Annotated in this window: 19 protein-coding genes; 16 read left to right on the forward strand and 3 right to left on the reverse strand. The window is 65.9% G+C overall.

Annotated features, from left to right (window positions below; all coding sequences use genetic code 11):
* The first annotated feature begins 5 nt into the window (after positions 1 to 5).
* The 14 genes from sdhD to lpdA all read left to right on the forward strand — a co-directional run bounded on the left by sdhD (position 6) and on the right by lpdA (position 15,347).
* Positions 6 to 377 (forward strand): succinate dehydrogenase, hydrophobic membrane anchor protein, encoded by a 372-nt coding sequence (gene sdhD, locus BUB39_RS22900; protein WP_084527893.1) that lies wholly within the window; start codon positions 6 to 8, stop codon positions 375 to 377.
* Position 378: 1 nt separating this feature from the next.
* Entirely contained in the window at positions 379 to 2,202 is a 1,824-nt protein-coding gene (gene sdhA, locus BUB39_RS22905) for a succinate dehydrogenase flavoprotein subunit (RefSeq protein WP_073058379.1), read from the forward strand.
* Positions 2,203 to 2,213: 11 nt separating this feature from the next.
* The gene (locus tag BUB39_RS22910; protein ID WP_073058388.1) at positions 2,214 to 2,657 is read left to right on the forward strand and encodes a DUF3052 domain-containing protein; all 444 of its coding nucleotides are present in this window, start codon (positions 2,214 to 2,216) and stop codon (positions 2,655 to 2,657) included.
* Positions 2,658 to 2,682: 25 nt separating this feature from the next.
* Positions 2,683 to 3,462 (forward strand): succinate dehydrogenase iron-sulfur subunit, encoded by a 780-nt coding sequence (locus BUB39_RS22915; protein WP_073058389.1) that lies wholly within the window; start codon positions 2,683 to 2,685, stop codon positions 3,460 to 3,462.
* 84 nt (positions 3,463 to 3,546) lie between these two features.
* Positions 3,547 to 3,747 carry a hypothetical protein gene (locus BUB39_RS22920; RefSeq protein WP_139251597.1) on the forward strand — a complete coding sequence of 67 codons (201 nt, stop codon included), beginning with the start codon at positions 3,547 to 3,549 and terminating at the stop codon, positions 3,745 to 3,747.
* A 36-nt stretch (positions 3,748 to 3,783) separates the two neighbouring features.
* The gene (locus BUB39_RS22925) at positions 3,784 to 4,173 is read left to right on the forward strand and encodes a VOC family protein (protein ID WP_073058392.1); all 390 of its coding nucleotides are present in this window, start codon (positions 3,784 to 3,786) and stop codon (positions 4,171 to 4,173) included.
* 239 nt (positions 4,174 to 4,412) lie between these two features.
* Positions 4,413 to 4,997: an AprI/Inh family metalloprotease inhibitor gene (locus tag BUB39_RS22930; RefSeq protein ID WP_210187126.1), complete on the forward strand. Its 585-nt coding sequence runs from the start codon at positions 4,413 to 4,415 to the stop codon at positions 4,995 to 4,997.
* Between the two features lie 28 nt (positions 4,998 to 5,025).
* Complete coding sequence (gene zapE, locus BUB39_RS22935) at positions 5,026 to 6,192, forward strand: cell division protein ZapE (RefSeq protein WP_073058393.1); 1,167 nt, start codon at positions 5,026 to 5,028, stop codon at positions 6,190 to 6,192.
* 160 nt (positions 6,193 to 6,352) lie between these two features.
* Positions 6,353 to 7,318 carry a malate dehydrogenase gene (gene mdh / locus BUB39_RS22940; RefSeq protein ID WP_073058394.1) on the forward strand — a complete coding sequence of 322 codons (966 nt, stop codon included), beginning with the start codon at positions 6,353 to 6,355 and terminating at the stop codon, positions 7,316 to 7,318.
* A 46-nt stretch (positions 7,319 to 7,364) separates the two neighbouring features.
* On the forward strand, positions 7,365 to 8,564 hold the full coding sequence (gene sucC, locus BUB39_RS22945; RefSeq protein ID WP_073058395.1) for an ADP-forming succinate--CoA ligase subunit beta: 1,200 nt from the start codon (positions 7,365 to 7,367) through the stop codon (positions 8,562 to 8,564).
* Positions 8,564 to 9,448 carry a succinate--CoA ligase subunit alpha gene (gene sucD / locus BUB39_RS22950; RefSeq protein ID WP_073058396.1) on the forward strand — a complete coding sequence of 295 codons (885 nt, stop codon included), beginning with the start codon at positions 8,564 to 8,566 and terminating at the stop codon, positions 9,446 to 9,448. The genes sucC and sucD overlap by 1 nt, the downstream gene beginning before the upstream one ends.
* Positions 9,449 to 9,556: 108 nt before the next feature.
* Positions 9,557 to 12,538, forward strand: a complete 2,982-nt coding sequence (locus BUB39_RS22955; protein ID WP_073058397.1) for a 2-oxoglutarate dehydrogenase E1 component — start codon at positions 9,557 to 9,559, stop codon at positions 12,536 to 12,538.
* A gap of 78 nt (positions 12,539 to 12,616) precedes the next feature.
* Positions 12,617 to 13,870, forward strand: coding sequence for a 2-oxoglutarate dehydrogenase complex dihydrolipoyllysine-residue succinyltransferase (gene odhB / locus BUB39_RS22960; protein ID WP_073058398.1), 1,254 nt, complete (start codon positions 12,617 to 12,619; stop codon positions 13,868 to 13,870).
* 34 nt (positions 13,871 to 13,904) lie between these two features.
* Entirely contained in the window at positions 13,905 to 15,347 is a 1,443-nt protein-coding gene (gene lpdA / locus BUB39_RS22965; protein ID WP_342169656.1) for a dihydrolipoyl dehydrogenase, read from the forward strand.
* An 18-nt stretch (positions 15,348 to 15,365) separates the two neighbouring features.
* On the opposite strand, the gene BUB39_RS22970 is transcribed toward lpdA, so the two are convergent.
* A complete protein-coding gene (locus tag BUB39_RS22970; protein ID WP_073058400.1) occupies positions 15,366 to 16,700 on the reverse strand; it encodes an MFS transporter in 1,335 nt (444 codons plus the stop codon).
* 167 nt (positions 16,701 to 16,867) lie between these two features.
* Here BUB39_RS22970 and BUB39_RS22975 point away from each other — a divergent pair, with 167 nt between their 5' ends.
* Positions 16,868 to 18,118: an Hsp70 family protein gene (locus BUB39_RS22975; protein WP_073058401.1), complete on the forward strand. Its 1,251-nt coding sequence runs from the start codon at positions 16,868 to 16,870 to the stop codon at positions 18,116 to 18,118.
* Here BUB39_RS22975 and BUB39_RS22980 read toward each other — a convergent pair.
* Positions 18,103 to 18,906: a helix-turn-helix transcriptional regulator gene (locus BUB39_RS22980; protein WP_073058402.1), complete on the reverse strand. Its 804-nt coding sequence runs from the start codon at positions 18,904 to 18,906 to the stop codon at positions 18,103 to 18,105. The genes BUB39_RS22975 and BUB39_RS22980 overlap by 16 nt on opposite strands.
* A gap of 108 nt (positions 18,907 to 19,014) precedes the next feature.
* On the opposite strand from BUB39_RS22980, the gene BUB39_RS22985 reads away from it, so the two are divergent.
* Positions 19,015 to 19,803, forward strand: coding sequence for a class I SAM-dependent methyltransferase (locus BUB39_RS22985; RefSeq protein WP_342169659.1), 789 nt, complete (start codon positions 19,015 to 19,017; stop codon positions 19,801 to 19,803).
* Here BUB39_RS22985 and BUB39_RS22990 read toward each other — a convergent pair whose 3' ends face one another.
* Positions 19,804 to 20,766: a tyrosine recombinase XerC gene (locus BUB39_RS22990; protein WP_073058403.1), complete on the reverse strand. Its 963-nt coding sequence runs from the start codon at positions 20,764 to 20,766 to the stop codon at positions 19,804 to 19,806. It lies immediately after the preceding gene.
* Positions 20,767 to 20,780 lie beyond the last annotated feature (14 nt).

The raw sequence follows: 20,780 nt of genomic DNA on the forward strand, positions 1-20,780 counted from the left end.
TGTCGATGCGAACCCCGCTTTCCCGCGTCCGCGGCCTCGGCTCGGCCCGTGAGGGCACCGGCCACTTCTGGGTCCAGCGCCTGACCGGCCTCGCCCTCGCCGTCCTGACAACGGCCTTCATCGTGCTGATCGTGGCGCTTGCCGGCCGGCCTTATCCCGACGTGGCGCGCGTGCTCGGCAATCCCTTCGTTGCGCTGCTGATGATTCTCATGGTCGGCGCCGGCGCCTGGCACATGAAGATCGGAATGCAGGTGATCATCGAGGATTATCTCCATGGCCATGCCAAGCTGATCGCCCAGATCGCCAATAGCTTCTTCTCCGTGGCCGTCGCCGTCGCATCGGCGCTCGCCCTTCTCAAGCTCAGCTTCGGAGTCTGACATGGCTGAGGCCAAGCACAGCGCGCCGGCCAGCAACGGCCACGCCTATACATTTATCGACCATACGTTCGATGTCGTCGTCGTCGGTGCCGGCGGCGCTGGCCTCCGCGCAGCGCTCGGTGCCAGCGAGGGCGGCCTGAAGACCGCCTGCATCAGCAAGGTGTTCCCGACCCGCAGCCACACCGTGGCTGCGCAGGGCGGCATCTCGGCCGCGCTCGGCAATATGGGCGAGGACGACTGGCGCTTCCACATGTACGACACCGTCAAGGGGTCGGACTGGCTCGGCGACCAGGACGCGATCGAATACCTCGTCCGCAACGCGCCGGCCGCCGTCTACGAGCTCGAGCATTTCGGCGTGCCGTTCTCGCGCACCGAGGCGGGCAAGATCTACCAGCGCCCGTTCGGCGGCATGACGACGAATTTCGGCAAGGGCATCGCGCAGCGCACCTGCGCCGCCGCCGACCGCACCGGCCACGCCATCCTGCACACGCTCTATGGCCAGTCGCTGCGCCATTCCTGCGAGTTCTTCATCGAGTATTTCGCGCTCGACCTCATCATGGAAGATGGCGCCTGCCGCGGCGTGGTCGCGCTCTCGATGGAAGACGGCACACTGCATCGTTTCCGCGCGGCGAAGACCATTCTCGCCACCGGCGGTTATGGCCGCGCCTATTTCTCGGCGACCTCGGCCCATACCTGCACGGGCGACGGCGGCGGCATGGTGCTGCGCGCCGGCCTGCCGCTGCAGGACATGGAATTCGTGCAGTTCCATCCGACCGGCATCTACGGCGCCGGCTGCCTGATCACCGAAGGCGCCCGCGGCGAAGGCGGCTACCTGACCAATTCCGAGGGCGAGCGTTTCATGGAGCGCTATGCTCCCTCGGCCAAGGACCTTGCCTCGCGCGACGTCGTCTCGCGCGCCATGACCATGGAGATCCGCGAGGGCCGCGGCGTTGGCAAGGCCAACGACCACATCCACCTTCATCTCGACCATCTCGACCCGGCGCTGCTGCATGAGCGGCTGCCTGGCATTTCCGAGAGCGCCAAGATCTTTGCCGGCGTCGACCTGACCAAGGAGCCGATCCCGGTCCTGCCGACGGTCCACTACAATATGGGCGGCATCCCGACGAATTATCACGGCGAGGTGCTGACCAAGGTCGGCGGCGATCCCGACAGCGTCGTGCCGGGCCTGATGGCCGTCGGCGAGGCGGCCTGCGTCTCGGTGCATGGCGCCAACCGCCTCGGCTCAAATTCGCTGACCGATCTCGTGGTTTTCGGCCGCGCCGCAGCGCTCCGCGCCATCGAGACGGTGCAGCCGGGCGAGAAGCAGCCGGAATTCTCCAACGAGGCCGGGGCCGCGGCGATCGCCCGCTTCGACCGCCTGCGCTATGCCGATGGCGCGACGCCGACGGCGGCGCTGCGTCTTCGGATGCAGAAGGTGATGCAGTCGAACTGCGCCGTGTTCCGCACCGGCGAGGTGCTGGACGAAGGCCACGCTTTGATCCACGACGTCTGGCGCGATGCCGGAGACATCCGTGTCTCCGACCGCTCGCTGATCTGGAATTCCGACCTGATCGAGACGCTGGAATTTGAGAACCTGATCGTCCAGGCCGTCGCCACGATGGACTCGGCCCAGAACCGCCAGGAATCGCGCGGTGCCCACGCCCGCGAGGATTTCCCGAACCGCGACGACGTCAACTGGATGAAGCACTCGCTTGCCTTCGTCGACACCGAACAGAAGACGGTGACGCTCGAAGACCGGCCGGTGCACACCTATACGATGTCGAACGACATCGCCTATATCGAGCCGAAGGCCCGCGTATACTGAGGCCGCGCAGCATGACCGCATCCCTCTCCCAGGCCGGCTATTCGGGGCGTCCGCTCCCGGATAAGCTCGGCCTCAAGGCGGGCATGACAGTCGCGTTCCTGGCGTTGCCGGACAATCTCGGCGCGCTCCGATCCGCGGCGCCGTTCGCGCGGGTCGAGGAAGCGGCCGACTGGTCGGCCGATCTTGGCGCGCCCCGAGGTTTCGACGCCATCCATGCCTTCACGACGCGGCAGGCCGAGATCGACGCGCGTCTGCCGGCGCTGCAGGATGCGATCCGCCGCGACGGCATGATCTGGGTCTCGTGGCCCAAAAAAGCATCGAAGGTTCCAACCGACGTGACCGAGGACACGGTGCGCGACGCGGCGCTGGCGCTTGATCTCGTCGACGTCAAGGTCGCGGCCATCGATCCCGTATGGTCCGGCCTCAAATTGATGATCCGCAAGGATCGCCGCTGACATCAGCTTTCCGCAAGGGACACACATGGTCCAGCTCACGCTTCCGAAGAACTCGACGATCAACGAAGGCAAGGCCTGGCCGCGTCCGGCCGGGGCCAACAATGTGCGCGAGTTCCGCATTTACAGGTGGAACCCCGACGACGGGGCCAACCCGCATGTCGACAGCTATTTCATCGATCTCGACGATTGCGGGCCGATGGTTCTCGACGCGCTCATCAAGATCAAGAACGAGGTCGATCCCTCGCTGACTTTCCGTCGCTCCTGTCGCGAGGGCATCTGCGGCTCCTGTGCGATGAACATCGACGGCTCCAACACGCTCGCCTGCACGAAGGGCATCGAGGACGTGAAGGGCGCGGTGAAGATCTACCCGCTGCCACATATGGAAGTGATCAAGGACCTCGTCCCCGACCTCACCAACTTCTATGCTCAGCATCGCTCGATCGAGCCCTGGCTGAAGACGGCGACGCCGGAGCCCGAGAAGGAATGGCTGCAGAGCCATTCCGACCGCGAGAAGCTCGACGGCCTCTACGAGTGCATCCTCTGCGCCTGCTGCTCGACGTCCTGCCCCAGCTACTGGTGGAATGGCGACCGTTATCTCGGCCCGGCCGTGCTGCTGCAGGCCTATCGCTGGCTCATCGACAGCCGTGACGAGGCGACGGGTGAACGGCTCGACAATCTCGAGGATCCGTTCCGCCTCTATCGCTGCCACACGATCATGAACTGCGCGCAGACCTGCCCGAAGGGTCTCAATCCGGCGAAGGCCATCGCCGAGATCAAGAAGATGATGGTGGAGCGGCGCGTCTAGGCCGGGTGGAGCTCTGCGGCCGGCGGGAACTTTCGCCGGCCTTTGGTCATTCCCTTCGAGGGCTGGTTGCTTGAGGAGGAATCCATGACCAATCTCGGCAATACTTATGTGAGCGACGCCGCGCCGCGCTGGACGGTCGAGGCGATCGGTCGGTTGCGCGAACTGGCCGTTGAAGGCGTTCCGGCAGAGGTCATCGCGCAGGCGATGCATCGGCCAATCGGCGAAATCCTCGGCAAGGCAGCCGAACTGGGTCTCACGATCGAACCTGAACCGAAGACACATTGACCGGCGCATGCCGCGCCGACGAACGAGGGGCGCAGCATGGCAGGAACGATCGATCATTTCGGCTTTCAGGTCAGCGATGTTCCGAAGCTGCTGGCCTTCTATGAGCCTGTGCTGGCGACGCTCGGCATCGCCAAGGTGATGGAAATCCCTGAAGAGGCCGGGTTCAAGGGCGCCGGCTTCGGCGCGAATGGCAAGCCCGATTTCTGGATCTGGGAAGGCGGAAAGACGGCGCCGCATCTGCATGTGGCCTTCGCGGCGTCGAGCCGGGCAGCCGTGGATGCGTTCCATGCGGCGGCGATCGCGGCCGGCGCTAGCGACAATGGTCCGCCCGGCATCCGCGCTCATTATCACCCGAACTACTATGCCGCCTTCGTCCTTGATCCTGACGGCCACAACATAGAGGCCTGCTGCCACCGCGCCGAGTAACGGCCATCTGTCACGGTTTTTCCGTGACTGTGGCTTTCGGTGCCTTGTTCCTGTGGACAAGATGCCGTAATGCGCCATCGAAACCGCCAAGATCAGGCGCAATGGAAGCAGGTCCGCGTCGGTCATCCGCTGACGAGGACGGTTCTGCCTTCAAAGCGGCCTGATTTCGTGGCCAGCTTGCCGATAGCCAGCTCCGTCAAGGCCAGATGGAGCCCGCGACCGATTTGAAGGAGAATGCAATGCGTCTCAGCCGTCTTGCGCCGATCATGCTCACTGCGGCGCTCGCCGGCTGCGGCTCGTTCGGTGCCGTTGGGCTTGGCCCGATGGACCAGCAGAAACCCGTCGAGAGCGACACGCTGCCTCCCGTCGCATCCGCGCCTGTCGAGAAGAGCGCGCTGCCGCCTCCCCCCCTCGATCCGAACGCCCAGACCCTGCCGCCGAGCCCGCCGGCCAGCGCTACGCTGCCGCCCGCCGACGCGGCGACGCTTCCGCCTGCAGGCGGCGGCGCCCAGGCGTCCGCGAGCGCAGCCCCGGTGCGCGCCGAACTCGGCCGCACGGATCTCCTCGGCGGCTGGTCGCTAAAGTCCGGCGCCGAAAGCTGCCAGCTCTTCATGACGCTGACCTCTTGGACCGGCGGCTACCGCGCCTCGACGCGCGGCTGTCAGTCGCCGACGCTGAAGGGCATTTCGGCCTGGAGCCTCAATGGCTCGCAGGTCGTCCTCGCCGGTGCAGGCGGCGCTCCGGTCGCGCATCTGAGCGCGGCGGGCACCAACTCTTTCTCCGGTACCGCCGATTCGGGCCAGCCGATCGCCTTCTCGCGCTAGGCATCAAAGCAGGTTCGGGAGCGCGGGCGTGAGCGAGGGGCTGCCGGTTCGCGCCAGCGTCGCCGAGGCGTATGAACGTCTCGTCGCCGAGGGAGAAATCGAGGGCGATCCGGCGCAGCGCGCGCTGGTCGCCAAGCTCGACAGCCTCAACGAACATCTCGCGACGCGCCGCCTGGCTCACAAGGGCAGCTCGCTCGGCTGGCTGTTCGGCAAGCGCCAGCGCGAGCGTGAGACCGTTCGCGGCCTTTACGTCCACGGCGCGGTCGGCCGCGGCAAGACCATGCTGATGGATCTGTTCTTCGCCGAGGCAGCGCCCGAGCGCAAACGACGCGCGCACTTCAACGATTTCATGGCCGACGTGCATGCCCGCGTCTTCCGCGTCCGCGAGGCGATCAAGGCCGGGACGCTCAAGGCCGACGATCCGATCGTACCGGTCGCCGAGGAGATCGTCCGCGAGACCGAGTTGATCTGCTTCGATGAATTCAGCGTCACAGACATCGCCGATGCGATGATCCTCGGCCGTCTTTTCACGCGGCTGTTCGCGGCCGGCGTCGTGATGGTGGCGACCTCGAACGTGGCGCCCGACGACCTCTATCGCGGCGGGCTCAACCGCGACCACTTCCTGCCCTTCATCAAACTGCTCAAGGAACAGACCGAGGTTTTCGAGCTTGGGGCGCGGACCGATTACCGCCGCGAGAAGCTCGAACAGCTCCCCGTCTATCTGACGCCGCTCGGCCCGGACACCGATGCAGCGATCGACGCCGCCTTCGCGCGGCTGACGACAGGCGGCACGCCCGAGCCGACGACCCTTTCCGTGTTGGGAAGGGATCTTGCCGTGCCGCTGGCGTCGCAAGGCGTCGCCCGCTTCGATTTCGCAGATCTCTGCGCCCAGCCGCTCGGCCCGAGCGACTTTCTCACCATCGCGCACGCCTTCAACACCGTGGTCATCGATCACATCCCGGTGATGGACGAAAGCCGGCGCAACGAGGCCAAACGCTTCATCACGCTAGTCGACGCGCTTTATGACGGCCATGTCCGGATCATCGTCTCGGCGGAGGCCGAGCCAGATAGACTCTACCCCGCAAGCGAGGGAACCGAGGCCTTCGAATTCGCACGCACAGCCTCGCGCCTGACCGAGATGCGCTCGCTCGATTATCAGAAGGCGCCTCACAAAGGCTTCATCGTCGAGACATGACGCGTACGTAAGGTGTCGGGCTCGATGGCGGAATTGTGCGGCTCATGGCTTTTGTTCGACTTGCGCCGGCCGTCCAATCGCGCTATGCCGCCCCCGTTCCGGCAGCCATCTGACTGTGGACCTTACGTTTAGGTAAACCTCTCCTCGGGAGACCTTGCACATGGCTCGAGCCAAGATTGCCCTGATCGGTTCCGGTCAGATCGGCGGCACCCTCGCCCTTCTCGCCGGCCTTAAGGAGCTCGGCGACATCGTCCTGTTCGACATCGCCGACGGCGTGCCGCAGGGCAAGGCGCTCGACATCGCCGAGGCCTCGCCGGTCATCGGCTTCGACAGCGCCATCAGCGGCACGTCGAGCTATGCCGGCATCGAAGGCGCCGATGTCGTCATCGTCACCGCAGGCGTGCCCCGCAAGCCGGGCATGAGCCGTGACGATTTGCTCGGTATCAATCTCCAGGTGATGGAGCAGGTCGGCGCCGGCATCAAGAAATATGCCCCGAACGCCTTCGTCATCTGCATCACCAACCCGCTCGACGCGATGGTCTGGGCGCTGCAGAAGTTCTCCGGCCTGCCGGCGAACAAGGTGGTCGGCATGGCCGGCGTGCTCGACAGCGCCCGCTTCCGCTATTTCCTCGCCGAGGAATTCAAGGTCTCGGTCGAAGACATCACCGCCTTCGTTCTCGGCGGCCATGGCGACACAATGGTGCCGCTCGTCCGCTACTCGACCGTTGCCGGCATCCCGCTTCCCGATCTGGTCAAGCTCGGCTGGATCGAGAAGGAGCGCCTGGAACAGATCGTTCAGCGCACCCGCGACGGCGGCGCGGAGATCGTCAACCTCTTGAAGACCGGTTCGGCCTTCTATGCGCCGGCAGCTTCTGCCATCGCGATGGCGGAGAGCTATCTCAAGGACAAGAAGCGCGTCCTTCCGGCTGCTGCGATGCTCGATGGCCAGTACGGCATCAAGGGACGCTATATCGGCGTTCCCATCGTCATCGGCGAGGGCGGCGTCGAACGCATCATCGAGATCAGCCTCGACAAGTCCGAGCAGGCGATGCTCGACAAGTCGGTCGCTTCGGTCGAGAGCCTCGTCGAGGCCTGCGTCAAGATCGTCCCGGCGCTCGGCGCCTGATCCCCGGCCTTCCCGGCTCCGATCCCTTCAAGGCGGAACGCACTCCATGAACATCCACGAATACCAGGCCAAGGCCCTCTTGAAGGGCTTCGGCGCGCCGGTCTCGAACGGCGTCGCGATCTTCACGCCGGCCGAGGCTGAAAGCGCGGCCCGCGAGCTTGGCGGCCCGCTCTGGGTCGTCAAGTCTCAGATCCATGCCGGCGGTCGCGGCAAGGGCAAGTTCAAGGAAGAATCCGCTGGCGAAAAGGGCGGCGTCCGCCTCGCCAAGTCGATCGAAGAGGTCAAGGCCTTCGCCGGCCAGATGCTCGGCTCGACGCTTGTGACTGTGCAGACCGGCCCGGCAGGCAAGCAGGTCAACCGCCTCTATATCGAGGACGGCTCGGACATCGAGAAGGAGTTCTACCTCTCGATCCTCGTCGACCGCGCCACCTCGCGCATCGCCTTCGTCGTCTCGACGGAAGGCGGCATGGACATCGAGGAAGTCGCCCATTCGGCGCCTGAGAAGATCAAGACCTTCTCAGTCGACCCGGCCACCGGCATCATGCCGCATCATGGCCTCACGATCGCCAAGGCGCTCGGCCTCTCCGGAGCGCTCGCCAAGGAAGCCTACGACGTCGCCTCCAAGCTCTACGCGGCCTTCGTCGCCAAGGACATGGCGATGCTCGAGGTCAACCCGCTGATCGTCACCAAGGACGGTCATCTGAAGGTGCTCGACGCCAAGGTATCGTTCGATTCGAACTCGCTCTACCGCCACCCGGACGTCGTCGCGCTGCGTGACGAGACCGAGGAGGACCAGAAGGAGATCGAGGCCTCGAAGTTCGACCTCGCTTATATCGCGCTCGACGGCACGATCGGCTGCATGGTCAACGGCGCCGGCCTCGCCATGGCGACCCTCGACATCATCCAGCTCTATGGCGAGAGCCCCGCCAACTTCCTCGATGTCGGCGGCGGCGCGAGCGAGGAGAAGGTGACGGCGGCGTTCAAGATCATCACCTCCGATCCGAAGGTGAAGGGCATCCTCGTCAACATCTTCGGCGGAATCATGAAATGCGACGTCATCGCGCGCGGCGTCATCGCCGCGGTGAAGGCCGTCGGCCTGCAGGTGCCGCTGGTCGTGCGGCTCGAGGGCACGAATGTCGAGCTCGGCAAGCAGATCATCCGCGAGAGCGGGCTGAACGTCATCCCCGCCGACGATCTCGACGACGCCGCCCAGAAGATCGTCAAGGCCGTGAAGGAAGCCGTCTGATGTCCATCCTGATCGACGCGAATACCAAGCTCATCACCCAGGGCTTCACCGGCAAGAACGGCACGTTCCATTCCGAGCAGGCCCTTGCCTATGGCACCAAGCTGGTCGGCGGTACGTCGCCCGGCAAGGGCGGCCAGACGCATCTCGGCCTGCCGGTGTTCGACACCGTCGCTGAGGCGCGCGAGGCAACCGGCGCCGATGCATCGGTGATCTATGTTCCCCCGCCCGGCGCCGCCGATGCAATCTGCGAGGCGATCGACGCCGAGATCCCGCTGATCGTCTGCATCACCGAGGGCATCCCCGTTCTCGACATGGTGCGCGTCAAGCGTTCGCTTTCGGGTTCCAAGTCGCGCCTGATCGGGCCGAATTGCCCAGGCGTCGTGACAGCAGGCGCCTCGAAGATCGGCATCATGCCGGCCAACATCTTCAAGACCGGCAGCGTCGGCATCGTTTCGCGCTCGGGAACGTTGACCTACGAGGCAGTATTCCAAACGACGAACGAGGGCCTCGGCCAGACGACCGCCGTCGGTATTGGCGGCGATCCGGTCAAGGGGACCGAATTCATCGACATTTTGGAAATGTTCTTGGCCGATGATGCCACGACGTCGATCGTGATGATCGGCGAAATCGGTGGTTCGGCGGAGGAAGAAGCTGCCGAGTTCATCAGGGACGAGGCGAAGCGTGGTCGCAAGAAGCCGATGGTCGGCTTCATCGCGGGCCGCACCGCACCGCCCGGTCGGCGCATGGGTCACGCCGGCGCGATCATCTCGGGCGGCAAAGGCGGCGCCGAGGACAAGATCGCGGCGATGGAATCCGCCGGTATCAAGGTGTCGCCCTCCCCCGCGCGCCTTGGAAAGACCTTGGTTGAGGTCTTGAAGGGGTGAGGGCAAAGACCGACATTCCGGGGCAGGAATGACGGGGAAAATGTAACGGCGCGGCGTGCTTGCCGCGCGATCAGGGAGAGAGGAGCCAAGGGGCTCCTCGCTTGGACCATGTCACGCGAACAAGCCAACGCGGCCTTTCAATCGTCTTCGTTTCTCTATGGCGGCAATGCCGCCTATATCGAAGACCTCTACGGACGCTATGAGCAGGACCCCGCCTCGGTTGAAGCCGAATGGCGGGATTTCTTTTCCGCGCTGAAGGACGATCCGGCCACGGTAGTGGCCGAAGCGCGCGGCGCGACGTGGGAACGATCCGACTGGCCGGTGCATGCGAATGGCGAGCTGGTCTCGGCCATGGACGGCAACTGGGGCCAGATCGAGAAGATCGTCACCGACAAGCTGAAGGCGAAGGCGCAGGACGCCGCCGGCAAGGCGCCCGCAGGCGCTCCCGCTGCGCAGCCGGTCTCCGAAGCGGCGCTGCAGCAGGCGGCGCGCGACTCGGTGCGTGCGATCATGATGATCCGCGCCTATCGCATGCGCGGCCATCTGCACGCCGATCTCGATCCGCTCCATCTCGCGACCGCCGGCGACCACGAGGAGTTGCATCCCTCGAGCTACGGCTTCACCGAGGCCGATTACGACCGCAAGATCTTCATCGACCATGTCCTGGGGCTCGAATTCGCCACCATCCCCGAGATGCTGGCAATCCTGAAGCGCACCTATTGCTCGACGCTCGGCGTCGAGTTCATGCACATCTCCGATCCGGCCGAGAAGGCCTGGATCCAGGCCCGCATCGAGGGGCCGGACAAGGCGATCTCCTTCACCAATGAAGGCAAGAAGGCGATCCTCAACAAGCTGGTGGAGGCCGAGGGCTTCGAGAAGTTCCTCGACGTCAAGTTCACCGGCACCAAGCGCTTCGGCCTCGACGGCGGCGAGGCGCTGATCCCGGCGCTCGAGCAGATCATCAAGCGCGGCGGCAATCTCGGCGTGCACGAGATCGTCCTCGGCATGGCCCATCGCGGCCGCCTCAACGTGCTGACGCAGGTGCTGGCCAAGCCGCATCGCGCCCTCTTCCACGAGTTCAAGGGCGGCTCCTATGCCCCCGACGACGTCGAGGGTTCGGGCGACGTCAAGTATCACCTCGGCGCCTCGTCGGACCGCGAGTTCGACGGCAACAAGGTGCATCTGTCGTTGACGGCCAATCCCTCGCATCTCGAGATCGTCGATCCCGTCGTGCTCGGCAAGGCACGGGCCAAGCAGGATCTGCGCAAGGACTATGTCCGCTCGGAAGTCCTGCCGCTGATCATCCATGGCGACGCGGCCTTCGCCGGCCAGGGCGTTGTGGCGGAATGCTTCGGCCTCTCCGGCCTCAAGGGCCACCGCACGGGTGGCTCGCTGCATTTCATCGTCAACAACCAGATCGGCTTCACGACGAATCCGCGCTTCTCGCGCTCCTCGCCCTACCCCTCAGACGTCGCCAAGATGATCGAGGCGCCGATCTTCCATGTGAACGGCGACGACCCCGAAGCCGTGGTCTATGCGGCCAAGATCGCGATCGAATTCCGGCAGAAGTTCCACAAGCCGGTCGTGATCGACATGTTCTGCTACCGCCGCTTCGGCCATAATGAAGGCGACGAGCCCGCGTTCACGCAGCCGCTGATGTACCGCACGATCCGCAGCCATCCGGCGATCGTCGACATCTATGCTGGCAAGCTGGTGGCCGAAGGTCTCGTCTCCGCAGCCGAAGTCGAGGCGCTGAAGGCCGACTGGCGCGCGAAGCTCGAAACCGAGTTCGAGGCGGGTCAGTCCTACAAGCCGAACAAGGCCGACTGGCTCGACGGCGCCTGGGCCGGCCTCAAGGCCGCGCAGCAGGACGACGAACCGCGCCGCGGCAAGACCGGCGTCGAGATCGACGAATTGAAGCGGATCGGCGCGCGGCTGACCGCCATTCCGGCCGACTTCCACGTCCACAAGACGGTCCAACGCTTCATCGACAATCGCAAGAAGGCGATCGAAACGGGCGTCGGCATCGACTGGGCGACGGCCGAGGCGCTGGCTTTCGCGTCGGTTGCCGTCGAAGGCCACAATATCCGCCTTTCCGGCCAGGATGTAGAGCGCGGCACCTTCTCGCAGCGCCACTCGGTTCTCTACGACCAGGAGAGCGAGGAGCGCTTCATCCCGCTCAACAACATCCAGGAAGGCCAGGGGCATTTCGACGTCATCAACTCGATGCTGTCGGAAGAGGCCGTGCTCGGCTTCGAATATGGCTACTCGCTGTCGGATCCGAACACGCTGACGCTCTGGGAAGCGCAGTTCGGCGATTTCGCGAATGGCGCCCAGGTGGTGTTCGACCAGTTCCTGTCGTCGGGCGAGCGCAAGTGGCTGCGCATGTCCGGGCTCGTCTGCCTGCTGCCGCATGGCTATGAGGGCCAGGGGCCGGAGCACTCGTCGGCCCGCCTCGAGCGCTGGCTGCAGATGTGCGCCGAGGACAATATGCAGGTGGCGAATGTCACCACGCCGTCGAACTATTTCCACATCCTGCGCCGACAGCTCAATCGCGACATCCGCAAGCCGCTGATCCTGATGACGCCGAAGTCGCTGCTGCGTCACAAGCGTGCGGTGTCTCATATCGCGCAGTTCGGGCCGATCTCGTCGTTCCATCGCCTGCTTTGGGACGATGCCGAGTTCCTCAAGGACCAGGTGATCAAGCTCGCGCCTGACGAGAAGATCCGCCGCGTCGTCGTCTGCTCCGGCAAGGTCTATTACGACCTCTATGAGGAGCGCGAGAAGCGCGGCATCGATGATGTCTATCTGCTGCGCGTCGAGCAGCTCTACCCGTTCCCCCTCAAGGCCTTGGTGGGCGAATTCGGCCGCTTCAAGAACGCCGAAGTCGTCTGGTGCCAGGAAGAGCCGAAGAACATGGGCTCGTGGAGCTTCGTCGAGCCCAATCTCGAATGGGTGCTCGCCCAGGCCGGCGGCGCCTCCAAGCGAGCGCGCTATGTCGGTCGTCCAGCCTCAGCCGCCACGGCGACAGGCTTGATGTCGAAGCATCTCGCCCAGCTCGCCGCATTCCTCGACGAAGCCTTCGCCTGATCGGGCGGCGCTCCGGCGCCGTCCCTTCCGCCCATCACCCGATCCGCGTCCCTAGACCCGAACCGCAGAGACCCCGTCATGGCCACCGAAATCCGCGTACCCACCCTCGGCGAATCCGTGACAGAGGCCACGATCGGGCGCTGGTTCAAGAAGGTCGGCGAGACCGTTGCCGTCGACGAGCCACTGGTCGAGCTCGAAACCGACAAGGTGACGATCGAAGTGCCGGCACCCGCCGCCGGCGTGCTCGAAGAGCTCGCCGCCAATGACGGCGACACGGTCGGCGTCGGCGCCTTGCTCGGCATGATCGCAGAGGCTGGTGCGGCCGCCGCCAAGCCGGCCGCCAAGGCCGAACCGCAGAAGACTGAGGCGCCGAAGGCCGAGCCGGCCAAGCCCGAGGTCGCCAAGCCCGCCCCCGTAGCAGCCCCTGAAAAGCCGGTTGCTGCTGACGCGAACGGCCCGGCAGTCGCCAAGCTCGCCGCCGAAAACAGCGTGGATGTCGGCGGCGTCGCCGGATCTGGCAAGGACGGCCGCGTCACCAAGGGCGACCTGATCGCCGCGATCGAGCGCGGCCCTGCTCCGGCGGCGCCCGCCGCGCCGGTCCAGATGCGCGCGCCCTCGCCGGCGGACGACGCCGCGCGCGAAGAGCGCGTCCGCATGACCAAGCTGCGCCAGACCATCGCGCGTCGCCTCAAGGATGCGCAGAACACTGCCGCCATGCTGACGACCTTCAACGAGGTCGACATGGGTGCGGTGATGGCGCTCCGTGCGCAGTACAAGGACGTGTTCGAGAAGAAGCACGGCGCCAAGCTCGGCTTCATGGGCTTCTTCGTGAAGGCGGTCATCGCCGCGCTGAAGGACATCCCGGCGGTCAACGCCGAGATCGACGGCACCGACCTCGTCTACAAGAATTTCTACCACATCGGCATCGCGGTCGGCACCGACAAGGGCCTCGTGGTCCCCGTGGTGCGCGACGCCGACCAGCTCTCGCTCGCCGGCATCGAGAAGACAATTGCCGGCTATGGCAAGCGCGCCCGCGACGGCCAGCTCAAGATCGAGGAGATGCAGGGCGGCACCTTCACGATCACCAATGGCGGCATCTATGGTTCGCTGATGTCGACCCCGATCCTGAACGCGCCGCAGTCCGGCATCCTGGGAATGCACAAGATCCAGGAACGGCCGATGGTCGTCGGCGGCAAGATCGAGATCCGCCCGATGATGTATCTGGCGCTCTCCTATGATCACCGCGTCGTCGATGGCAAGGAGGCTGTCACCTTCCTCGTCCGCGTGAAGGAGAGCCTCGAAGACCCGCAGCGCCTGATCCTCGATCTGTAGTCATCGCCTTCAGCGCCGCCCAGGCGGCGTCCGGATGTCAGCCGGCCGCCGGCCTCAAGAGTTAGAAAAGCGAATGTCCTACGATCTCATCATCATCGGTTCCGGTCCGGGCGGTTATGTCTGCGCGGTCAAGGCGGCGCAGCTCGGACTGAAGGTCGCCGTGATCGAGAAGCGGGCCACCTATGGCGGCACCTGCCTGAATATCGGCTGCATCCCGTCCAAGGCGCTGCTCTATGCCTCGGAGCAATTCGATCACGTCGGGCATCTGGCGCCGCTCGGCGTCAAGGTCGGCGCCCCTGAGCTCGACCTCCCGGCGATGCTGGCGCACAAGGACGCGACGGTGAAGTCGAATGTCGACGGCGTCGCCTATCTCTTCAAGAAGAACAAGATCGACGGCATCATCGGCACAGGCGCGATCCTTGCGCCCGGCAAGGTGCAGGTCACGAAGGATGACGGCACGACCGAGACGCTGGAGACCAAGGCGATTGTCATCGCTACCGGCTCCGACTCGACACCGCTGCCGGGCGTTGCGATCGACGAAAAGCGCGTCGTCACTTCGACCGGTGCGCTCGAACTTGCCGGCGTGCCGAAGAAGCTCATCGTCGTCGGCGCGGGCGTCATCGGGCTAGAGCTCGGCTCGGTCTGGCGCCGCCTCGGCGCCGAGGTGACCGTGGTCGAGTTCCTCGACCGCATTCTCCCCGGCATGGATGGCGACGTCGCCAAGCAGTTCCAGCGCATGCTGCAGAAGCAGGGCTTTACCTTCAAGCTCGGCGCCAAGGTGACCGGTGTCGACACGTCGGGTGAGATGCTGAAGGTCAGCGTCGCGCCGGCCAAAGACGGCGCTGGTGACGCCGAGACGCTTGAGGCGGATGTCGTCCTCGTCGCGATCGGCCGCCGTCCCTACACCGAAGGCCTGGGACTGGAGGCCGTCGGTGTCGTGCTCGACGAGCGCCGCCGCGTCAAGGTCGATGCGCATTACCAGACGACCGTTCCCGGCATCTATGCGATCGGCGACGTCATCGCCGGTCCGATGCTAGCCCACAAGGCCGAGGACGAAGGCGTCGCGGTTGCCGAAATCCTCGCCGGACAGGCCGGTCATGTGAATTACGGCGCGATTCCCGCCGTCGTCTACACCAACCCGGAGATTGCCTCGGTCGGCCAGACGGAAGAGGAATTGAAGGCCGCTGGCATCGAATACAAGGTCGGCAAATTCCCGTTCTCGGCCAATGGCCGCGCCCGCGCGATGCTGGCGACAGAAGGCTTCGTCAAGATCCTCTCGGATGCCAAGACGGACCGTGTGCTCGGTGGCCACATCGTCGGCGTCGGCGCCGGCGAGATGATCCATGAGATCGTCGTACTGATGGAGTTCGCCGGCTCGGCCGAAGACCTTGGCCGCACCACGCATGCGCATCCGACCATGTCGGAAAGCGTCAAGGAAGCTGCGCTTGGCGCCTGGTTCAAGCCGATCCATCTTTGATCGGGGCGGCGCCGACGCTCATGCGAGCGGCGCCCCCTTCGTCTCGACATCGATGAGCGCCGTGCAGACTGCCCCGATGAGGAGCAGCGCGGCGAACATCGCCAGCGCCACATTGAAGCTGTAGCCGACCACGATCCCGACCAGCGTTGGCGCCAGCAGTCCGCCGAGCCGCGCCATTGCGCCGGCAATGCCCATGCCACTAGCCCGCAGCGTCGTTGGATAGAGTTCCGGCGTAAACGCATAGAGCGCGCCCCAGGTCCCGAGCAGCGCGAAGCTCATCAGCAGCATGGCGCCGGCAATCGGCCCGGGATCAGTCAGCACCGCGTAGAGAAAACAGCCGGCTGCCGACAGCAGCAGAAACGCGATCAGCGTCGGCTTGCGGCCGAAACGCTCGACGCCCCAGGCCGCCAGCGCATAGCCAGGCAGCTGCGCGATCGCCAGCAGGACCAGGAAGCCATAACCGCGCACAAAGCCGTGGCCTTCACTGACAAGCTTGCCCGGCAGCCAGGTGAACACCCCATAATAGGCGACCGACACCAGCAGCCATGCGGCAAGGACCAGCACGCTGCGGCGGCCGATCGGCGGCGCGAACAACGCCGAAAACGGCGGCTTGATCACCGGCGCGACGGTCAGCCGCCCCGGCAGCACGCGCCCGCCATTCGCCAGCGCCATCCGATCGAGCACGGCCTTCGCCTCGGCCTCGCGGCCGCTGCGGGCGAGATAGAAGGGTGATTCGGGGATCAGCAGCCGAAGGCCGACACCGACCAGCGCAGGCAGCGCCGTGATGATGAAGATGAACCGCCACGGCTCCTCGAAGCCGGCGCTGGCCGCATACCAGGCGGCGAGCGCCACCACCAGCGTTCCAAGCGCCCAGAACCCTTCGAGCGCCACAAGCCAGCGGCCGCGCCGCTGCGTCGGCAGGAACTCCGCCATCATCGCGTAATCGACCGGCAGCGTGCCACCGACGGCGAGGCCTGTCATGAACCGGAAGCCGGCTAGCACGATGAAATTCGGCGCGAAGGCTGAGGCGAGGCCGAATACGGCGTCGATCAGCACGGTGACGATCAGGAGATTGCGCCGCCCGATGCGGTCCGCGAGCCGGCCGAAGGCGGCAGCGCCGATCAGCATGCCGACAAAGAACACCGTGCCGGCCTGCAGCGCCTGCGGCACCGTCATGCCGAAGCTCTTGGCGATCGAAGGCGCCGTGAAGCCGATGGCGAGGACCTGCATCGCGTCGGCGGCCCAGACCAGCCCGAAGATCGCCAGCAGCCTTCGCTGAAAGGCGCCGGTGCCGGCCGCATCCAGCGCCGCTTCGATGGTGATCCCGCCGGTCGCTTTCGCCGCCACTGCCATCTGCCCCGCCCTTTGTCTGCCGCGTCGCGCGCACAACAGCATCAATACGGCCGGAGCGAAAGCGGTTCAGCCCGATGACGCGCATTCGGGCTTGATCTCGGGCTCCGATGCCACTAACCAGACCAGCCCTTTTCCCGAGAGATCGGTTCCCCGACAGGAGCGACGCCATGACAGCGTGCGGCCTCGATTTCGGCACGTCCAATTCGACGCTCGGCCTCGCTTCCGCGACGCCAGCTCTCGTCCCGCTCGAGGGCGACGATGTCACGCTGCCGAGCGCCATCTTCTACGCCCGCGACGCCGCCCCACTGGTCGGACGGGCCGCGATCGCAGCCTATGTCGATGGCCATGACGGCCGCCTCATGCGCAGCCTGAAGGCGGTGCTTGGCAACCCGCTCATCAACGAGACGACACAGGTCGGCCGCGCCCGCGTCGGCTTCCGTTCGGTGATCGCCCATTTCATCGCGGTGGCGAAGCGCCGGGCCGAGGCGCGGACTGGCCGCCCGCTCGAACAGGTGGTGCATGGCCGCCCCGTACATTTCGTCGACGGTGACGCGGAAGGAGACCGCAAGGCCGAGGGCGTGCTGGCCGAGATCGCCCGCGAGGTCGGCTTTTCCGAAATCTCGTTCCAGTACGAGCCGATCGCCGCCGCGCTCGATTACGAGCGGCAGGTGAATGGTGAGGAAATCGCGCTCATCGCCGATATCGGCGGCGGTACGTCGGATTTCTCGATCGTCCGGCTCGGCCCGGAGCGGCGTGGCCGGCCCGACCGCGCCGATGACATTCTCGCCAATGACGGTGTGCGGATCGGCGGAACGGATTTCGACCGCCAGCTCAATCTCGGCACGGTGATGCCGATGCTGGGCTACCGGAGCGCCATGAAACGGGCGGGGCTGCCGGTGCCCTCGGGCTATTTCCATGACCTCGCAACCTGGTCGACGATCAATCGCCTCTATGAGCGCGGTGTGGCGCAGCAGTTGAACGAAGTGCGGCGCGAGGCCCGCCATCCCGAGATGATCGAGCGGCTGATCCGCGTCGTTGAGGAGCGGGGCGGCCATCGACTCGCGATCGAGGTCGAGGCGTCGAAAATCGCGCTGTCCGACGCGCCGGCCGCCGACATTCCGCTGAACTGGATCGAACAGGGCCTCGAAGCTCGGGTGACCCGCGACACGCTGGTGATGGAGACGGCAGCGCTCGCCGCCGCGATCGCCGCTCGGATCGCAGGCTGCCTCACGGCCGCGGGCCTGAAGGCCGAGGCAATTGACGCCGTCTTCCTGACCGGTGGCTCCACCCGTCTGGCCCATGTCCGCAAGGCCATTCTCGCCGCGGTTCCCGAGGCGCGACCGGCCGAGGGCGACACCTTCGGCTCCGTCGGCATGGGCCTTACCATCGAGGCGGCGAACCGCTACGGCGCCGCCTGAGCCTCATCGACCGGCTCCAGCACCACAAGCTTCCAGTCTGGATGGCGGGCCGGCTGCAAGGTCGTCTGGCGAAAGGCGAGGAGGCCATCCTCGGGATGGTCGAAGAGCCGGAGCCCTCCTTCGCGCTCGACCACGGCATGCGCCTCCCAGGCCTCCGCGAACAGTGGGCTGCCCGCGGCGAGTTGCCCGACGAGAGTGCGCATTTCCGGCGCCGCGAGAGAGCGGCTGTAATCGGCACGGAACTCGGCCGCCACGCGCCGCGCGCGGATATCCCAATCCGCGATCAGGCGCCGCGAGGCCGGATCGAGAAAGATGAATCGCAGCAGATTGCGCTCTCCCGTGCCGTCGAGCCAGCCGGTGAAGAGCCGTGCGGCCGGGTCGTTCCAGGCCCGTGCCGTCCAGGCGCGATCGATGAGATAGGCTGGCATCGCGAGCGCCGCCACGATGGGCGCCAGGCCCTCGGGCATCGCATCATCCTTCGCTTCCGCATGTTCGGGATCGGCCCGCCCGGCAACCGCGAACAGATAGGCCCGCTCGGCCGGCGAGAGGCGCATCACGCGGGCAAGCCGCACGAGGGCTGAAGGTGAAACCTGGAGATCACGACCCTGCTCGATCCAGGCGAGCCAGGTGGCGCTGACGCCGGCCAGTCCGGCCAGCTCTTCACGCCTGAGGCCAGGCGTGCGACGGCGGCTGCCGGGGTCGAGCCCGAACATCGCCGGCCGCAGCCGTTCGCGATGCGCCCGCACGAAATCGCCAAGTTCCCGTCGCCTAGTGTCGTCATTCGCCATCGTGGTGACACTTATACCAGGATAAGATCGGAACTGGTAACAGGGTATCGCGCTCGACTAATCCAGGATGCAGGCGCTGTGTCGCGCCCTCACCACGGGATCACCACCATGATGGAAGCATCGAAAGAAACGACGCCCGGCGGCCAGGCAAGTTTGGCCGAGCGTCAGTTCGGCAGCCAGGCGAATGCCTATGTGACGAGCCGAGTTCACGCCGAGGGCGAGGATATCGCCGAACTGGCGGCGCTGGCCGCCGCGATACCCGGCGCGCGCGTTCTCGATCTCGGCTGCGGCGGCGGTCATGTCAGCTATGCGGCCGCGAAGGTGGCGCCGTCGGTGACCGCCTATGATCTCTCCGCCGACATGGTTGCCGCTGTCGCGCGTGAGGCGGCGGCGCGTGGCCTCTCCGGCATCGAAGCCGTGCAAGGGCCCGCCGAGCGCCTGCCCTTCGCCGATGCGAGCTTCGACGTCGTGCTCTGCCGCTTTACGGCGCATCACTGGCAGGATGTCCGCGCCGGCCTCCGCGAGGCTCGGCGGGTGCTGAAGCCATCGGGCGTCGCCGGCTTCGCCGATGTCGTGGCGCCGGAGCAGCCGGTAGTCGACACCTTCCTGCAGACCTTCGAGATGCTGCGCGACCCTTCGCATGTGCGCAACTACGCCGTAGCGGAATGGCTCACCATGGCTGGAGAGGCGGGCTTCAGGGCGACGGCGCTGACGCGCCGCCGGCTGCCGCTCGGCTTTGAGAGCTGGATCGAGCGGATGCGCACGCCCAAGGTGTTTGCCAATGCGATCCGGGCGCTTCAGAGCGCGGTCGCCGATGATGTGCGGCGCTATTTCGAGGTCGATGCGGAGGGCAATTTCGTCATCGACACGGCGGTTCTGACACTGCGGCCGCTCTGATCAGGCGGAAGGCCGTCGCCGCGCGCGCGGATGCGTCTCCTCAAACACCGCGAGGAGGCGCTCCGTGTCGACGCCGGTATAGATCTGCGTCGTCGAGAGACTGGCATGGCCGAGCAGTTCCTGGATGGCGCGGAGATCGCCGCCGCCCGCCAGAAGATGCGTCGCGAAGGAATGGCGCAGCGCATGCGGGGTTGCGCTATCCGGGAGGCCGAGCGCGCCGCGCATCTTCGCCATCGCAAGCTGGATGATGCGCGGCCGGAGCGGACCGCCGCGCACGCCGATAAAGAGCGGACCGTCCGCTTTCGGCGAAAAGGGCGCCAGACGCAAATAGTCTGCGATCGACTCTGCAACCACCGGAAGCACCGGGACGAGTCGCGTCTTGCCGCCTTTGCCGGTGACACGGAGTACACCCTCGCCCGAGAGCGGCGCGTCGGCGCGGCGGATGCCGAGCGCCTCGGAGATACGCAGGCCCGAGCCATAGCAGAGCGCCAGCACGGCAGCGTTGCGCGCCGCGACCCAAGGCTCGTCGTCGAGCTGCTCCTCCGCCTCGGTGACGCGGACGGCGAGCGTTGGCGTCAGCGGCTTCGGCAGCGTCTTCGGCTGGCGCGGCGTGCGCATGGCGCGGAAGGCGGCGCCATTGGCCAGCCCCTCGCGCTCCAGGAATGAAATGAAGGAGCGGATGCCGGCGAGGCCGCGCGCGAGGGTTCTGGCGCCGGCGCCGCCCTGTCGGCGGCTGGCCATGAACCCGCGGATGTCGCCCATGCGCAGGTCGGCGAGATCGGCGATCGTCGGCGGATTGCCGATATGCAGCGTGATGAAGGCGAGGAACTGCGTGAGATCGCGGCCGTAGGCCTCGAGCGTCTTCGATGACAGCCGCCGCTCGCCGCGCAGATGCTCCTCCCAGGCATCGATCATCGCGATCGTGTCAGGCGCGGCAAGGATCAGGGGCGGTGCGGTGGTCATGCTGGAGGATAGCG

Origin of the sequence: Kaistia soli DSM 19436, assembly GCF_900129325.1 — a bacterium.
Taxonomy (GTDB): Bacteria; Pseudomonadota; Alphaproteobacteria; order Rhizobiales; family Kaistiaceae; genus Kaistia; species Kaistia soli.

Excerpts from the sequence above, each read along its gene's own strand:
- sdhD (WP_084527893.1), top strand. The coding sequence starts at position 6 with ATGCGAACCCCGCTTTCCCGCGTCCGCGGCCTCGGCTCGGCCCGTGAG.
- sdhA (WP_073058379.1), top strand. The coding sequence starts at position 379 with ATGGCTGAGGCCAAGCACAGCGCGCCGGCCAGCAACGGCCACGCCTAT.
- BUB39_RS22910 (WP_073058388.1), top strand. The coding sequence starts at position 2,214 with ATGACCGCATCCCTCTCCCAGGCCGGCTATTCGGGGCGTCCGCTCCCG.
- BUB39_RS22915 (WP_073058389.1), top strand. The coding sequence starts at position 2,683 with ATGGTCCAGCTCACGCTTCCGAAGAACTCGACGATCAACGAAGGCAAG.
- BUB39_RS22920 (WP_139251597.1), top strand. The coding sequence starts at position 3,547 with ATGACCAATCTCGGCAATACTTATGTGAGCGACGCCGCGCCGCGCTGG.
- BUB39_RS22925 (WP_073058392.1), top strand. The coding sequence starts at position 3,784 with ATGGCAGGAACGATCGATCATTTCGGCTTTCAGGTCAGCGATGTTCCG.
- BUB39_RS22930 (WP_210187126.1), top strand. The coding sequence starts at position 4,413 with ATGCGTCTCAGCCGTCTTGCGCCGATCATGCTCACTGCGGCGCTCGCC.
- mdh (WP_073058394.1), top strand. The coding sequence starts at position 6,353 with ATGGCTCGAGCCAAGATTGCCCTGATCGGTTCCGGTCAGATCGGCGGC.
- sucC (WP_073058395.1), top strand. The coding sequence starts at position 7,365 with ATGAACATCCACGAATACCAGGCCAAGGCCCTCTTGAAGGGCTTCGGC.
- sucD (WP_073058396.1), top strand. The coding sequence starts at position 8,564 with ATGTCCATCCTGATCGACGCGAATACCAAGCTCATCACCCAGGGCTTC.
- BUB39_RS22955 (WP_073058397.1), top strand. The coding sequence starts at position 9,557 with ATGTCACGCGAACAAGCCAACGCGGCCTTTCAATCGTCTTCGTTTCTC.
- odhB (WP_073058398.1), top strand. The coding sequence starts at position 12,617 with ATGGCCACCGAAATCCGCGTACCCACCCTCGGCGAATCCGTGACAGAG.
- lpdA (WP_342169656.1), top strand. The coding sequence starts at position 13,905 with ATGTCAGCCGGCCGCCGGCCTCAAGAGTTAGAAAAGCGAATGTCCTAC.
- BUB39_RS22970 (WP_073058400.1), bottom strand. The coding sequence starts at position 16,700 with ATGGCAGTGGCGGCGAAAGCGACCGGCGGGATCACCATCGAAGCGGCG.
- BUB39_RS22975 (WP_073058401.1), top strand. The coding sequence starts at position 16,868 with ATGACAGCGTGCGGCCTCGATTTCGGCACGTCCAATTCGACGCTCGGC.
- BUB39_RS22980 (WP_073058402.1), bottom strand. The coding sequence starts at position 18,906 with ATGGCGAATGACGACACTAGGCGACGGGAACTTGGCGATTTCGTGCGG.
- BUB39_RS22985 (WP_342169659.1), top strand. The coding sequence starts at position 19,015 with ATGATGGAAGCATCGAAAGAAACGACGCCCGGCGGCCAGGCAAGTTTG.
- BUB39_RS22990 (WP_073058403.1), bottom strand. The coding sequence starts at position 20,766 with ATGACCACCGCACCGCCCCTGATCCTTGCCGCGCCTGACACGATCGCG.